This is a genomic window from Acidithiobacillus marinus (assembly GCF_002847505.1).
In the GTDB taxonomy this organism is placed as follows: domain Bacteria; phylum Pseudomonadota; class Gammaproteobacteria; order Acidithiobacillales; family Acidithiobacillaceae; genus Acidithiobacillus; species Acidithiobacillus marinus.
In genome coordinates this window covers 179,186-194,076 of sequence record NZ_MXAV01000034.1, presented here as the reverse complement: position 1 = coordinate 194,076, position 14,891 = coordinate 179,186, and the positions used below count along the sequence as shown (strand labels likewise).

Here is a 14,891-nt window from a genome sequence, read left to right as displayed (position 1 = left end):
ACCCCGCGTCATCGACCACGTGAAAATGCTTTACTTAGAGGGCCACGCCCAGGCGTTGCGCCACTTCCTGGTAAGCCTCAACTACCCCTCCCAGATTGCGACGGAAACGGTCCTTGTCCATTTTTTCCAGACTGTGGGCATCCCAGAGGCGACAACCGTCGGGACTGAATTCATCGCCCAGGTATAACTCGCCCTGAAATCGTCCGAACTCCAGCTTGAAATCCACCAGGATCAAATCCGCCTTGGCAAACAGCGCTTTTAACAAAGTATTCACGCGCATGGTCCAACGACGCATGGCTTCCACTTCTTCGGCACTGGCCCAGCCAAAGGTGCGAATATGGGAAGTGTTGATCATGGGATCGTGGAGGGCATCATTTTTCAGAAAAAACTCCAGAGTCGGCGGTTCCAATACCCGTCCTTCCTCAATGCCCAGGCGTTTTGTCAGAGAACCCGCTGCCCGATTGCGCACCACGCATTCCACCGGGATCATGTCCAGACGCCGCACCAGACTTTCTCGGGCATCCAGGCGCCGAATAAAATGGGTCGGCACTCCTTCGGATTGCAGATACTCCATGATGAAGGCATTGAAAGCATTATTGACTTCGCCCTTGCGGGCCAGCTGTTCGACCTTTTCTCCATCAAATGCCGAGGTGTCATCCTTGAAATGGAGGATCAGCGCGTCTTCCGTGCTGCTGGTGTAAACTATTTTAGCCTTGCCTTCATACAACGCCTCACGGTCGCTCATTGCGGCCTTCCCTGGGGAAATACCCGCGCAAAAATCCGGTCAATATTGCGGGTGTGGTAAGCCAGATCAAAGAGTTCAGCCAGATCCTGCTCTGACAAATATTGGGAAACATCGGCATCGGCGGCCAGAAGTGTCTTGAAATCCGCCTGTTTTTCCCAGACCTGCATGGCATTGCGCTGGACGACACGATAGGCGTTTTCGCGCAGCATGCCCTTGGCCGTCAGCGCCAGCAAGACTCGCTGGGAAAAAATCAGGCCGTGCATCTGGTTCAGGTTATCCATCATGTTCCGGGGATATACCACCAGCTTCTCCAGCAAGCCGCTGACCCGGTGGAACATGAAATCCATGACAATGCAGGCATCGGGACCAATGACCCGCTCCACGCTGGAATGGGAAATATCCCGCTCATGCCAGAGAGCAATGTCTTCCAGCGCCATGCTGGCATAACCGCGCAGCAGTCGGGCCAGACCGGTCAGGTTTTCAGAAAGGATGGGGTTACGCTTGTGGGGCATGGCAGAACTGCCCTTCTGTCCTGCTGTAAAGGGCTCTTCGGCTTCCAGCACTTCCGTACGCTGGAGATGGCGGATTTCTACCGCAATTTTCTCGATGGAACCGGCGATGATGGCCAGGGTATTGAAAAATTCGGCGTGGCGATCCCGGGAGATCACCTGGGTGCTGGCCAGTTCCGGACTCAGTCCCAGTTCGCGGCAAACGGCTTCTTCAATATCCGGATCAATGTTGGCGAAAGTACCCACGGCGCCGGAAAGCATCCCTGCCGAAACCGCGTTGATCGCATGCTGCAGACGCTGATGATTGCGTTGGGCTTCGGCATACCAGACTGCCACTTTCAGTCCAAAAGTGATGGGCTCGGCATGAATGCCATGGGAACGACCCATCATGACCGTGTCCTTGTGCTTCCAGGCCAGCTGCTCCAGAGCGGCACGAAGCCGGTCCATGCCCTGCAGGAGTAGTTCACCGGAACGTTTGAGCTGCAAGCCAAAACCCGTATCCACCACATCCGAAGAAGTGAGGCCGACATGAATGAAGCGGCTGGAAGGTCCGACAAACTCCGCCACCGAGGTCAAAAAGGCGATGACATCATGTTTTACTTCCAGCTCGATTTCGGCAATACGGGTACTATCAAATGCCGCCTTCGCCTCGATTTCTGTCAGGGCTTCGGCGGGTATTTCTCCCCGCGCCGCCAAAGCCCGGCAGGCGGCCAGTTCCACATCGAGCCAGGCCTGATATTTGGCATCCTGGGTCCACAAGGCACCCATTTCCGGGCGGGTATACCGTTCGATCATGCGTTACCCTCCGCCTGGGGTGTCAGCGCGGTCTGTAACTTATTGAGAACTTCCAAGGCTGCCTCCGGCGCTTTTTTACCCATTTTCGGTTCAGTTTCCAGCACACTGCCGGAATCATCCTTCATCGCCAGCAAACGAACACGCACGGAAACCGGCTCCCGGTCCTTTGGACTGCTCCAGATATCCTGGATACTGCTCCAGGCACGGCTGAACATCCCTCCGAAAAATCCCGATTTTTTGGCAGCCTGCTGACTGCCTGCATGGATCATCACTGTCCAGTCACCCAGCCCTTCACTGCGCACCGGATAGCCGAGCCCCTGTAAAGCCATTTCCACCGCCGGTTGGGCTTTGGCCGGAACCGCATTGAGTACCAGATAAGGGCCGCGATCGTCGCGATAGCGAGTGACCTTGATTTTGGGCATTTCGGCCAGAATGCTGGTCTGCTGCAAATGCTTCTGAATGGCTTTGAGCAGATCCCGGTTATGATCGGCATCTGCAGGAACCTTCTTCCATTCCACCGAACTGCCCTGGGGATTATTCCAGTAACGTTCCTGCTGGATACTCAGCACCTGGGCGCCATCGGCACCAGGCTGCAAATGAAAAGCATATCTCTCGCGATGGGAAGGTGCCAGGGTGTTGCCAAAAAAGGCGGCAATGCCGGTCCGGAAATTATGCCAGCCGGTGACCAACTCCCCCTGCTCCGGAGCAAATTTTTCAATGGGCGTTTTGCTGTCTGCCAAAGTTGCTTTCACGGCCGACCAGATTTGGGCGGGCTGAGCCTGGGTACTCAGGCTCAGATCAGCTCCGCTCCCCAAAATTTGAGAGCCTACACCGGCCAGCGATTTTTCTTCGACAGGCTGCTGTCCCGGCGCTTCGCGGGGCTGGAAAACACCGTATCCGCCAACAGTACTGTCTGCTACGGTGGCCGGATTGACTGCGCCCCCCGGTATGGTTACTCCCGGTGCCGGCACCTGTGCCAGCAAGTCTGGCGGAACCGCGAGGGGCTTCATGACCTGCGAATCTGCGTATTGAGGACCCGTACTCGTATGCAGGAAAGGAATATACGAACAGCCCCCTAAACCCAGACTGGTGACCACGGCAAGTGCAACATAACGGCGCATGCAATACTCCACTAAACGCGACAGAGCGCGAAAAAAATCAAAGACAACGCGCTGCTCGCAGACTACCGCGCAGACGCTCGTGATACATCTCGGCCAATGGTGTCAGGGGCAGACGCAAGGCTGGACCCATACGTCCCATCTCCTGCAAGGCCCATTTCACTGGAATCGGGTTGGATTCAACAAATAGATCACGGTGCAGGCCCACCAGCCGGGCGTTGACTGCTCTCGCCGCCACAAAGTCACCAGTCAGGGCCAGTTGACACATTTCTGCCATCATCCGGGGGGCCACATTCGCCGTTACCGAAATAACCCCTCGCGCACCCAATGACATAGCTGCGAGGGCGGCGGCATCATCGCCGGTATAGACTTCCACCTGATCACCGCAGAGCTGCAGAATTTCCGCCACCCGCTCGACCTTGCCGCTGGCCTCCTTGATACCCACCACACAGGCGCGAGGTGCAAGCCGCGCCACGGTTTCCGGGAGAATATCCCCGCCCGTCCGACCCGGCACGTTATAGAGAATCATGGGAAAATGGCAGGCTTCGGCAATGGCGGTATAGTGCTGAAAAAGTCCTTCCTGGGTGGGTTTATTGTAGTAAGGAGAGACCAGGAGCGCGGCGTCCGCCTTGGCTTCCATGGCTGCTTTGGTCAGACTGATGGCTTCGTGGGTGGCATTGGCGCCGGTCCCGGCAATGACCGGCACGCGTCCCCGGACCTGCTCCACGACACTGCGGATCACCGCGACATGCTCTTTCATTTCCAGGGTGGCCGATTCACCGGTGGTGCCGACGGCCACCAGGGCGTGGGTGCCTTCACTGATGTGCCACTCCACCAAATCCCGTAACGCCTGATCATCCACAACGCCATCTGCGCGCATGGGCGTCACCAAAGCTACCATACTGCCGTGAAACATGATTGTTATGCTCCCGCTCTTACGCGTTCCATTTCTGCATGGGATGGTACTTGCCGAATTGGAGGCTGGCAAGGTAAAGCATGAAAACAGGCGAGATCTGACCCCGACAAATACTGAATCTTGGAAAATCAGCATTCCTGAGCCTCTTCAAGAAAAGACCTGCAGCACTTTCTCACTGGATTGCATTAAATAATATACACATTTTATGCTAATGTATTATATTTGGTACATTCGGTAAGAGGAGCACCAAGTGCAAAGCAATGCTCATCCAGAATCAACGGCCTCCCTCGCTGAAATCGTCGGCGCTATCAGTTTTGCGTTGGATCTGACCGAGGGTCAGCCTGCGGGACACTCCCTGCGCTGCACTTGGATAGCTATGCATATCGGTCAGGCGTTGCAACTGGATGATGCGGCGTTGACCGATCTCTATTACTCGGTACTGCTCAAAGATGCCGGTTGCAGTAGTAACGCGGCGCGTCTCTGGGAGCTTTATGGAGATGACGAAAGACTGGTCAAAAAAGACTTCAAACTGGTCGATAACCAGAGCCTACTGCAACTGGCCCGCTTTGTTTTCCGCCACGCCGGCAAACATGAAGATCTTCTCGACAGGATGCGCCGCGTGATCCATCTGGGGAGCAAAGGCGAAGAACTAGCCACTGAACTCGTCCAAACGCGCTGTGAAAGAGGATCCAACATAGCACTGGAGTTAGGCTTCAATACGAGAGTTGCCGAAAGCATCAAGAGCCTGGATGAACACTGGAATGGCAAAGGCCGCCCCGAAGGTCTCAAAGGAAATCAGATCCCCCTGTTTTCACAAATTGCCTTGATAGCACAGGTCATTGATGTTTTTTACAAAACCGGAACTCGTCATGATGTGATGAAAGAGCTGCAGCGGCGCTCTGGAACCTGGTTCAATCCTGACCTAGTTCGCAATTTTCATGCAATCAACCCTATTGAAGCCTTTTGGGAAGGATTCAGGGATGAAGGCCTCGAAGCGCGCGTCAGCGCGCTGGAACCCATATCCTGCCGAACCTTTATTGATGAAGACAGACTGGATCGTATTGCCGAGGTGTTTGCCTCCATCGTTGACATCAAAAGCCCTTACACCCATGACCATAGTCGTCGGGTAAGCCTCTACGCGGATGGCATCGCTCAAAAAATGGGCCTTGAAGCCGAACATCGTCGCTGGTTACGCCGAGGCGCGCTATTACATGATGTGGGCAAACTGGGCGTCAGTAACCACATTCTGGACAAGCCCGGCAAACTGGATGATCTGGAATGGGAAGAAGTCCGTACCCACGCAGCTCTGACCAAAAATGTGCTGGAAAGAATTTTTCATTTCCAGGAGATGGCTGCCATCGCCGCAGCCCATCATGAACGGCTCGATGGTAAAGGCTATCCGTTAGGTTTACAGGCACCAGACATTTCGATGGAAACCAGAATCATCACTACTGCCGACATATTTGATGCGATCACAGCCAAAAGACCGTACCGTGATGCAGTACCGGTGGCCCGCACCCTGGCAATCATGGAACAGGAGACAGGTAAAGCCATTGATCCCGATTGTCTGGAAGCATTGAAAACATGCGTACCATCATGGAATTTCCTGGAATAGTGACCAGACTAAAATGGTGCTCCCAAGGGGGTTCGAACCCCTGTTACCGACGTGAGAGGCCAGTGTCCTAGACCACTAGACGATGGGAGCAAGGCCACAAATTATAAGGATCTTGGCAATAATAGCAACCGGTCGCCGATTTGCAAACGGGTATTTCAAGCATCCATGATCGGCACGCGCAAATGGGTGCCTGCCGGCTCTTCACCCTGGGCAAGATTGTTGGCGAGGCGCAGGGCTTTCACGCTCAGGCCATAGCGTCGCGCCACTTCCGTGAGAGTTTCATGATGACCCAGCACATGGTTGGCCGCAGACCAGCAGCTTCCGCTGGGGGGTGCCTTGACAAAATGGGCCACAATAGCGTCATGCATACTTTGCGCCAGATCCTGCCGGAATTCCGGGTCACGCAGCCGCTGTTCTTCCTGGGGATTCGAGATAAAGGCGGTTTCAACCAGCATGGAAGGCACATCGGGGGCACGCAGTACCACAAAATTGGCATGTTGCACTGCCGCATTATGCAAGCCTTCTATTCCTGCCAGGCCACGAATCATGACATCTGCCGCCGCTGCGGCGGCATTCATGGCCGCAGTCTGTGTCATGTTGATCAGCACCTCGTTCAGCATGGGATCTTGCCGACTGGTGGACCATTTACTGAGGATCGGATCTGCCGAATTTTGGGATTTAGCCAGCCAGCGGGCAGCGGCATTGCTGGCTCCCTTTCCGGATAAGGCCCAGACCGTAGAACCACGCACGTCGGGATCCGGAAAAGCATCAGCATGAATGGAAACAAATAGGTCTGCACGCTGACGGGAGCCCAGATACATGCGCGACAGGAGAGGAATATACCGATCTGTCTGCCGGGTCATCACCACCTGAATCCCAGGTGTCCTGCGCAGATGCCCGGCCAAAATAAGGCCTACATCGAGGACCACATCCTTTTCCCGGGTACCGCGCACACCCACCGCGCCAGGATCGTGGCCGCCATGTCCGGGATCCAAGCAGACCACAATGGGGCGTTCACGAGGCGTAATGCGGCCAAGCCGGCTGGCATCAGCCATTGTCCATGTTCCCAGCAGGGCTCCGCCCAGAGCCAACCGCTGAAGAAATTGTCGCCGACTGGAACAAATACTGGATGAATCACGCACAGTACGCCCCCAACTTATATTAATTTCTGAACTTATAGGGGTAATTTAGTGTTTATTCGGAGGAAGTCAAGGGATTAGCTCTTAGATCTATCCCCGTGCCCGCTTAGACCCCTTGGGATCCAAGCCAGCGCTGGATTTCTGCTGCGCCCATGGCGCCACTGACGCGCGCCGTTTCCTGACCATTTTGGAAGAGCAGCATGCTGGGAATCGAGCGAATCTGGAAGCGCGCCCCCAGAGACTGCTCTGCTTCGGTATTGACCTTGGCAAACAAAACCCGCCCCCGCAGAGTGCGCGCGGCCTGTTCAAACTGAGGTGCCATACTGCGACAGGGCCCGCACCAGGGAGCCCAAAAGTCCACCAGCACCGGGAGTGCATTTTTCTGGACATAGGTATTGAAATGTCCTGCATCCAGGTTGACCGGATGCTCGGGTAACAGTTCGGCATGGCACTTGCCACATTTGGCTTTATCCCCCAAGCGCTCCTGGGGAACACGATTCAGTCCACCACAGGAAGGACACACCAGCATCAATGTTGTCATTTTTTCCTCCTGAGAATATCCATCAGCGTGCGAAACTAAGCCTGGGGAGGCGTTTGTAACAGACTATCCAGTCCACCGCGATGGTTCAATGCGGCCAGATCATCAGATCCACCCACATGCAGTCCATTGATAAAAATCTGCGGCACCGTATGGCGACCGTGGGCACGCTGCTGCATTTCCCGGCGCAGAGCTGGATTTTGATCGACGCGGATAACGGTAGGATTGACCCCCTTGCTGCGCAGCAGGGCTTCGGCCCGGTGGCAATAAGGACAGGTTCCCGTGGCGTACATGATGACTTCAGCAACGACTTTCATTTTTCGACCGGCAAGCCAGCACTACGCCAGGCACCAATGCCGCCTTTAAGACTGTAGATTTTATCGAAGCCGGCTTTTTTCAAACTGGCGGCCGCCCGGGCCGATCGCATCCCGCTGGCGCATTGACAAATCACATGGTGACCACGGTGCTTTTCCAGCTCTTTCATGTATTTGGGCAAATCACCAAGAGGAATGTGACGAGCCCCGGGGAGATGTCCCTGAGCCCATTCATTTTGTTCACGCACATCAATCACCACGGCTTCTTCGTGATTGATGAGCTGGACCGCCGCCTTGGCATCCACTTCACTGATACCGGCTGCCTTGCGCGTCAGCGGCCCTTTGAAAATCATGACAATCAGCGCAACCGCCACAAGCAAAAGAGGCCATTGCGCCTGGGCGAAGGTAAGGAGTTTGGCTTCCATGAGTTATCTCCCGCAGGATCCAGAACCAGGAACACCCAGCTTCAACAAAATACGGTCCAGAGGGCAGAAACAGGAGAAACCGCTCTGCAACAAGTTGAATCCCACAAAAAGCGTAAACGCCAGAAACCATTCACTCACAAAAATGGGACTGGCAGGAGCGCCCAGAATGACACTCACCAGGACAAAAAAACCGGCAACCACACGTACCCAACGTTCTGTATTCATTTCTTGTTAAATCCTCTGTGTCTGCTGCTCAAGGCGCCGCTCCCATAAAAAATACAGCAGCGGAATCACCACTAATGTCAGGAGTGTGGAGGCGAAGGTGCCAAAAATCAAGGAAACCGCCAAACCTCCAAAGACTGGATCGGATACCATGATGGCCGAACCGAACATAATGGCCAGTGCGGTGAGGAGAATAGGGCGGAAGCGAACGGCACCCGCCTGTAAAACCGCCTCTTCCAACGGAAAGCCCTGGTGCCGATAATCAATAATAAAATCAATCAGCAACAATGAGTTACGCACCACCACACCGGCCAGAGCGATCACGCCGATCATGGAGGTAGCATTGAAGGGCGTATTGAGCAGCCAGTGGCCAGGAAAAACACCGATCAGCGTCATCGGAATCGCACCCATGACAATCACCGGCATCATGAAAGACTGGTAGTAAGCCACCAGCATCAGATAAATGAATACCAGTGCAACGATGAAGGCCGCCCCCAGATCACGGAAAACGTCCAGGGTCAGACGCATATCACCGCCCCAGAGAATCTGGTAATGAGTAATATCACTCGGCTGGGAGGGCGTAAAGCCCAGATTACCGGTGCTCAGATGCACGCCATCCAGATGCCGGCCATCCAGCCAATCATTAAGACTCAAAACCGCATACACCGGACTGGATCCAATGAGATCACCGGTCACGTAAACCACGGGATGCTGGTCCCGGTCGTAGATCGGTTTTGCCAGAGAGGTTTTCTGGATCTGCACAATACTCGACAAAGCCACCTGCTGACCCTGGCTGTTGCGAATATGTAGATCGAGAATCTGCTGCCTCCAGGCGCGATCCTGGGGCGGCACCCGCAAAATGATATCCACCGGTTCCCGGGCAGAAGGATCGTGCAAGGCACCCAGCTTGGTACCGGCAATGTAATCATGCACCAGCTCAGCCACCTGAGCAGGGGCCACACCAGCCAGCATCGCCTTTTGCCGGTCCACATGAACCCGATACTCGGGCACGGTAGCGGTTACCGAATCATCCACATTGATCATGTCGTAGACTTTCCGGAAACGCTGCTCTACGGTTCCTGCCAGTTCCCGGAGCTTCTGGTAATTCGGACCATAGAGCTCGGCAACCACCTGGGCGCGCACGGGAGGACCCGGAGGCACCTCAAAAATCTTGATGACCGCCCTCGGAAAACGCTCACGTACGCCCTGCAAGGCCTTATAGACTTCCACAGCCACCGTATGAGACATGGGACGTTCATCACGGGGGACGAGATTGATCTGGATCTGGGCGTAGTTACTGCCCTCACGCATCATGTCACCGCGCACCAGTCCGGCAAAATCGACAGGGGCCGAATGTCCCAGATAAGTCTGAAAGTTTTTGATGTACCGATTATGAACGAGAACGTTACCAACTGCTTCTGTCACCTGCCCGGTAGCATCCAGCGCCGTACCAGCAGGAGTATCTACCTGGATCATGAAATCGCTGACATTCCCTGCAGGAAGCATTTTCAGGTTAACCCCGAGAGCGCTGAGAGGACCATTCGTTCCCGAGGGGCGAACAAATTGCCACAAGGGCATTAACATGGCCAACAGGAGCAGAATCACTACCACCAGAAAAAAAATATTGCGCCGCCCCGACGATTTGAGTAGTGGCGTCACTACCCGCAAATACCCTCTTTGCAGGGCATCTGGGGAAGACTGGGCGTCATCAGCATGTTCGTCGCCATGCGCTGCTGCAGCGTGCGCATCTGCGGCCTTGGCCGCCTTTCGGCGCAGAAAGCGGTAAGCGCCCCAGGGAACCACCGTGTAGGCCAGCAAAACCGAAGCGATCATCGCGATGGGCACAAAAATCGGGATGGGCAACATGAACGGCCCCATCATCCCGGTGACAAAAGCCATCGGTACAAAAGCCAGAATGACTGCCAGGGTGGCAATATTGGTGGGATTTCCGATTTCATTCGTCGCATGGATGACACAATCGGCAAACCCACCCTTGGAACAAGCATGCAAATGGCGATGGATATTTTCAATGACCACAATCCCGCCATCGACCAGCAAGCCGAGAGAGAGAATCAGGGCGAAAAGGGTAATCCGGTTGATTGTCTGGCCCAGCAACCAGCCTATCCCCAGCACAGCGCCAAGGGTCAGAGGAACCGTCAAGATGACAATACCGGCTTCGCGCCATCCTAGGAAGAGCATCAGGATGATGGCCACCACGCCAATGGCGATACTGAGATGCTCAAACAAAGTACTCACGGCATCATTGGCGCGGGCACCATAGTCACGGGTAATGCTGACATGCACTCCCTGCGGCAGGGCTTCCCGCTCCAGGCGTCCTAGTTTGGCTTTGACAGCATCAGCCACGGTTACGGCATTGGTACCCGGACGCTTGGCCAGGGCAATGGTCACGGCAGGCATGCTGGTGCCGGCGGGAAGATGCATCTGGTTGGCCAGCCCTTCCGTGTTACTGGTCGCGGTATGACTTTCCGCAGCACCTTCCTCAATACGGGCCACATTTTTCAGAAAAATGGGTTGGCCATCATGACTGCCGATAATCACATTGCCGACGGCCTGAACAGAGCCCAGCGCACCGTCGATACGCAGGGGGATTTCATGATTATGATTGACCAGATGTCCACCGGGAAGAATGACATTATTGCCCTGCAGAGACTGCTGGATGTTTTTCAGGCTGAGGCCGGCGCTGGCCAGTTTGGCGGGATTGAGCCAGACATTGACTGCCTGCCTGCCGCCGCCAATCAGAATGGCATTGGCTACATCAGGCACATTCTGCAACTGATCCATCAGGCGGATAGCCACCTGCCGCAAGGCCAAATTATTCAGCCGTGCGCTACTCAAGGTCACCGTCATGATCGGCACATCATTGATACCGATGGATTTCACCAGGGGTTGTTCGGTTCCCGGCGGCATTTTGTCCATATTGCGACTGAGCTGATTATAGACCTCAAGCAGGCTTTTTTCTTCGTTGGCACCCACCTGGAATTCCACGGTGACAATCCCCATGTCATTCACCGCGTATCCAAAGGTATGATGCACCCCCGGCAAAGAAGCCATCAGCGCTTCCAGCGGGCGAATGACCAAATTATGGATTTCTTTACTATTGGAACCGGGCCGCATGACAAAAATTTCTGCTGCCGGAACCACGATTTCAGGATTATATAGGCGGGGCGTCACCGTCACCGCCAACAGCCCGAAAAGGGCAATGGCGATCATGATGAGTACAGTAATTTTGGATTGATAGAAAGACTGGGCGAGGCGGCCAGCCAGATTCATCTTATGCTGCTGATCAGCCATGGGCTGCACCGGCATTGATCTGATCACCATTATTCACAGCGGCAACATTGCCGGTCACCACGGTTTCGCCCGTACTCAAGCCGGCAAGAATTTCCACACCATCAGACGTTTCCGGACCACGGCGTACCATGCGGTAATGGGCTATACCCTGGGCATCTACTACAAAAACTCCCGAGATGCCGGCACGGTCCTGCAGGGCGCTGGTCGGGACGGTAATTACCTGCCGTTTCGCCAGAGGCGCCTCAACCGTCACATAATTACCGGCCTGCAAGTGACTATTTGCAGGCAACCTCAGCTTGACGGTGTGGGCATGGGTCATGGGATCCGCCGTACTCACCAAATCCAGCACCGTCGCAGGCACCCTGTGCCCATCTGCCAGCACCTCGAGGGTCTGGCCCATTTTCAGACTTTGGAATAACGTACTTCCTGCCGCAAAACGCACTTCCAACTGGCCAGGATTGGCCAGGGTCAGTACCGGCTGTCCGGGCGACGCCATATCCCCATTTTGCGCCTGCTTATTGATGATGATGCCGGAAAAGGGGGCCGTTACCCGGGCATAGCGCATCTGGGCCTGGGCGCTGGCAATTCCAGCTTGGGCTGCAGCAGCACGGGCTTGCGCCATGGCATATGCGGATTTCACCTGATCCCATTGTTTTTCTGGAATCGCCTGCTGGGCGTAAAGCGCCTTGAAACGTACATAATTGGAACGGGCATCGTTGAGGCTGGATTGGGCTTCCGCCAGACCCGCCTGGGCCTGCCGTACCTGGGCCTGCACATCGGTCGGATCGACCTCAAAAAGCAACTGGCCTGCTTTGACGGCTTGCCCTTCGCGCAGGTCAAGATGACGAATATAACCGCTGAGCCGGGAACTGATCTCTACCTGCTGGGCGGCAATTACCGTACCGGGAATCTGGCTGTAGGCGGCCATATCCTTCCCGCCAATCTGCATGACCGGGGCATTCATGCGCTGATGGATGGCCGGGGACTGGGGAGGCGTTTTGCTGCAGGCAGCCAGGCTGGCACTACTTAACACCAGCATCGACAACAGCGCGGTGCGCTTCCAGATCATCATTGTTGCACTCCTTCTTCAACGGGCACCGGAGCCGCGTCGACAATTTCTTGCGGATTCAATTTACCCATAGCCAGCAGCAGCGCACCGCGCTGGACAGCCTCGGCATAATAAGCCGAAACCAGCTCTGCCCTGGATTGATCCAGTTCGGCCTGACCATGTAAAAGTCCGGTAATGGTTTCGACACCGTTTTCATAACGCAAACGCACCAGACGTTGGGATTCTTCCATTTGCTGGACTGCCAGCTGACGCATTTTGACGCGCAGCGCTGCCTCCCGAGCACTGCGCCAGGCTTCTGCCACCTGCAAACGCAGCTTGTCCTGGGCCTCTTGCAAGGCTGCCATGGCTTGTTCGCGTTTGGCCTGGGCCCGATCCATACCACCGCCTCGAGCAAAATCCAGTACATTCCAGGTCACTTCACCACCAATGGTGTAAGAGGGCGCCGCATTCCCGAGTGAGCTACCATTCCATTCCTGATTGGCCATGGCATTCACATGGGGCATATAAGCGGCTCGGGCGACCTGAATACCGTCCTGAGCGGCCTTCAACTGCTGTTGCAAGGCGACAATACCAGCATTGTCGGCAAGAGCCTCGCGTTGCAAATCTGCCAGAGGATGGTCCGGCAATAGCGGTTGCACGGGTTTTTCCACGACAAGGTTTTTCCCCTCGGGCCAGCCAATCAAAATGGACAGATTTTCCAATGCATTAGCGCGATTATTTTCAGCATTCTGAACAGCCAACTGGGTTTTTTCACGATTCACTTCGGCGGCCAACCAGTCACTTTTGACCAATACTCCCTTATCGAGCAGTAACTTGCTGGTTTTCACATAGGATGCAGCGGCCTTTTCGGCTTTTTGGGCTACCTGGATGGCGCTGTCAGCGGCAATGACACTGTCATAAGCCTGAAGCACGGCAAAAGTCAGTTTCTGGCGGGCCAGGATATTGCCGCTTTGGGCGGCTTCGAGCATGGCATGGGCCTGATTGAGGCGTCCCCAGATTTCGCCCCCATTCCAGATGGGAATCTCCAGCTGAACTTTGGTGCCATAATTATGGTAATTACCCGGAAGATTGAGGCCAGCCGGTGCCAGACCCAGGCTGTTAGGATTGCTGGGATTGAATTGGCTGGCGCCAAAATCATTGAAAGTAGCCTGGCGCTGGGACAGCTTCATACCAAAAACCGTCAGGGCATTATTGGACTGGCTGGCAGAAAAAGAGGCCTTCAACTTCGGCAGTAAATGCCCCCGCGCCTCAGATACGGCACCTTTGGCTTCCGCCTGTTGCGCCTTGGCGGCGAGCATCTGCGGATTCTGCTTGAGAGCCAAAGTCACGCACTGCTTAAAATCCAGGGCCATTGCCGGTGCAGCCGACAGAGATCCCACTATGGCCGCCGTCAGCAGCAGCAAGGATTTTTTACAGGGACCTTCAAACATACTTAATCTCCGCCACTCAAAGCCACAACCATCCTCTTCAGGAAAACGGTGCGCATTGCTTTTCATACGTCTTCTGCAGAAGGGCAAGCGCAGGTGGCGGAGCATATCAGAATATAACCATATACCACAACAATCATCTCACGGTAGAATCCTGATATTGAATCCCCCGCCACTGAATTGCGATCCTTATGGATCTGAAAAACCTAATGGACGCTACAGAAAACGTCACTCATCATGGAAATCAGCCGCAAGGTTCGCGGATCACCGACGCGGTAATAGACTTTGTTGGCATCCTTGCGCGCTCGAAGAATATCTTTTTCGCGCAAGATCGCCAGATGCTGGGAAATATTACTCTGGGTGGTCCCCACCGCCGAAACAATATCCTGCACACTCATTTCTTCCGAACCCAACACACACAGCACTTTGAGACGCAGTGGGTGGGCCATGGCTTTCAGAGAACGCGAAGCCTGTTCAATGTCCTCTTCTCTGGTTGGTAACTCTTCCATTATTCTTGCCTCTTGGTCTATTAACCATCTTATTGACTTTCATTAAAAAATTGTAGCGCGAAGTTATGTCTCCGCCTTGCCTTTTACACTTCAACCGCATAGAATCCGCACGACGCGGGTGTAGTTCAATGGTAGAACCTGAGCTTCCCAAGCTCATGACGTGGGTTCGATTCCCATCACCCGCTCCATTATCAGCGAATGAGAATAACCCCATACAACAATTTTAGAAACCCCAGAT

General features: G+C 54.7%; 14 protein-coding genes and 2 tRNA genes. 2 read left to right on the top strand and 14 right to left on the bottom strand.

The annotated features are described in order from the left end of the window. Positions 1–34 precede the first annotated feature (34 nt). From purC to dapA, 4 genes are read right to left on the bottom strand one after another with little or no spacing between them, the layout of a single operon-like run. On the bottom strand, positions 35–745 hold the full coding sequence (gene purC, locus B1757_RS09040) for a phosphoribosylaminoimidazolesuccinocarboxamide synthase (protein WP_101537998.1): 711 nt from the start codon (positions 743–745) through the stop codon (positions 35–37). Next, positions 742–2,049 carry an adenylosuccinate lyase gene (gene purB / locus B1757_RS09035; protein WP_101537997.1) on the bottom strand — a complete coding sequence of 436 codons (1,308 nt, stop codon included), beginning with the start codon at positions 2,047–2,049 and terminating at the stop codon, positions 742–744. Before purB ends, purC begins: the two co-directional genes overlap by 4 nt. Next, complete coding sequence (locus tag B1757_RS09030; protein WP_101537996.1) at positions 2,046–3,170, bottom strand: outer membrane protein assembly factor BamC; 1,125 nt, start codon at positions 3,168–3,170, stop codon at positions 2,046–2,048. Before B1757_RS09030 ends, purB begins: the two co-directional genes overlap by 4 nt. 37 nt (positions 3,171–3,207) lie before the next feature. Next, positions 3,208–4,083 carry a 4-hydroxy-tetrahydrodipicolinate synthase gene (gene dapA / locus B1757_RS09025; RefSeq protein ID WP_101537995.1) on the bottom strand — a complete coding sequence of 292 codons (876 nt, stop codon included), beginning with the start codon at positions 4,081–4,083 and terminating at the stop codon, positions 3,208–3,210. A gap of 250 nt (positions 4,084–4,333) precedes the next feature. On the opposite strand from dapA, the gene B1757_RS09020 reads away from it, so the two are divergent. Next, positions 4,334–5,698: an HD-GYP domain-containing protein gene (locus B1757_RS09020; RefSeq protein WP_216360846.1), complete on the top strand. Its 1,365-nt coding sequence runs from the start codon at positions 4,334–4,336 to the stop codon at positions 5,696–5,698. A gap of 14 nt (positions 5,699–5,712) precedes the next feature. Here B1757_RS09020 and B1757_RS09015 read toward each other — a convergent pair. The 10 genes from B1757_RS09015 to B1757_RS08970 form a co-directional block, all read right to left on the bottom strand. Further along, positions 5,713–5,788: transfer RNA gene (locus B1757_RS09015), tRNA-Glu, on the bottom strand. A gap of 65 nt (positions 5,789–5,853) precedes the next feature. After that, complete coding sequence (locus tag B1757_RS09010; protein WP_172437653.1) at positions 5,854–6,840, bottom strand: N-acetylmuramoyl-L-alanine amidase; 987 nt, start codon at positions 6,838–6,840, stop codon at positions 5,854–5,856. 103 nt (positions 6,841–6,943) lie between these two features. After that, entirely contained in the window at positions 6,944–7,378 is a 435-nt protein-coding gene (trxC, locus tag B1757_RS09005; RefSeq protein ID WP_101537993.1) for a thioredoxin TrxC, read from the bottom strand. Positions 7,379–7,413: 35 nt separating this feature from the next. Beyond that, positions 7,414–7,692, bottom strand: coding sequence for a glutaredoxin 3 (gene grxC, locus B1757_RS09000; RefSeq protein ID WP_101537992.1), 279 nt, complete (start codon positions 7,690–7,692; stop codon positions 7,414–7,416). Next, positions 7,689–8,114, bottom strand: a complete 426-nt coding sequence (locus tag B1757_RS08995) for a rhodanese-like domain-containing protein (RefSeq protein ID WP_101537991.1) — start codon at positions 8,112–8,114, stop codon at positions 7,689–7,691. Before B1757_RS08995 ends, grxC begins: the two co-directional genes overlap by 4 nt. 3 nt (positions 8,115–8,117) lie before the next feature. Beyond that, positions 8,118–8,339 (bottom strand): YgaP family membrane protein, encoded by a 222-nt coding sequence (locus B1757_RS08990; RefSeq protein ID WP_101537990.1) that lies wholly within the window; start codon positions 8,337–8,339, stop codon positions 8,118–8,120. 6 nt (positions 8,340–8,345) lie between these two features. Beyond that, the gene (locus B1757_RS08985; protein WP_101538047.1) at positions 8,346–11,648 is read right to left on the bottom strand and encodes an efflux RND transporter permease subunit; all 3,303 of its coding nucleotides are present in this window, start codon (positions 11,646–11,648) and stop codon (positions 8,346–8,348) included. Next, on the bottom strand, positions 11,641–12,720 hold the full coding sequence (locus B1757_RS08980; protein WP_101537989.1) for an efflux RND transporter periplasmic adaptor subunit: 1,080 nt from the start codon (positions 12,718–12,720) through the stop codon (positions 11,641–11,643). Before B1757_RS08980 ends, B1757_RS08985 begins: the two co-directional genes overlap by 8 nt. Beyond that, positions 12,717–14,147, bottom strand: coding sequence for a TolC family protein (locus B1757_RS08975; RefSeq protein ID WP_101537988.1), 1,431 nt, complete (start codon positions 14,145–14,147; stop codon positions 12,717–12,719). The genes B1757_RS08980 and B1757_RS08975 overlap by 4 nt, the downstream gene beginning before the upstream one ends. A gap of 203 nt (positions 14,148–14,350) precedes the next feature. Continuing rightward, complete coding sequence (locus B1757_RS08970; RefSeq protein ID WP_101537987.1) at positions 14,351–14,653, bottom strand: ArsR/SmtB family transcription factor; 303 nt, start codon at positions 14,651–14,653, stop codon at positions 14,351–14,353. 114 nt (positions 14,654–14,767) lie between these two features. Between B1757_RS08970 and B1757_RS08965 the strand changes: the two genes are divergently transcribed. Beyond that, positions 14,768–14,841 (top strand) — tRNA-Gly (locus tag B1757_RS08965). Positions 14,842–14,891: the final 50 nt, after the last annotated feature.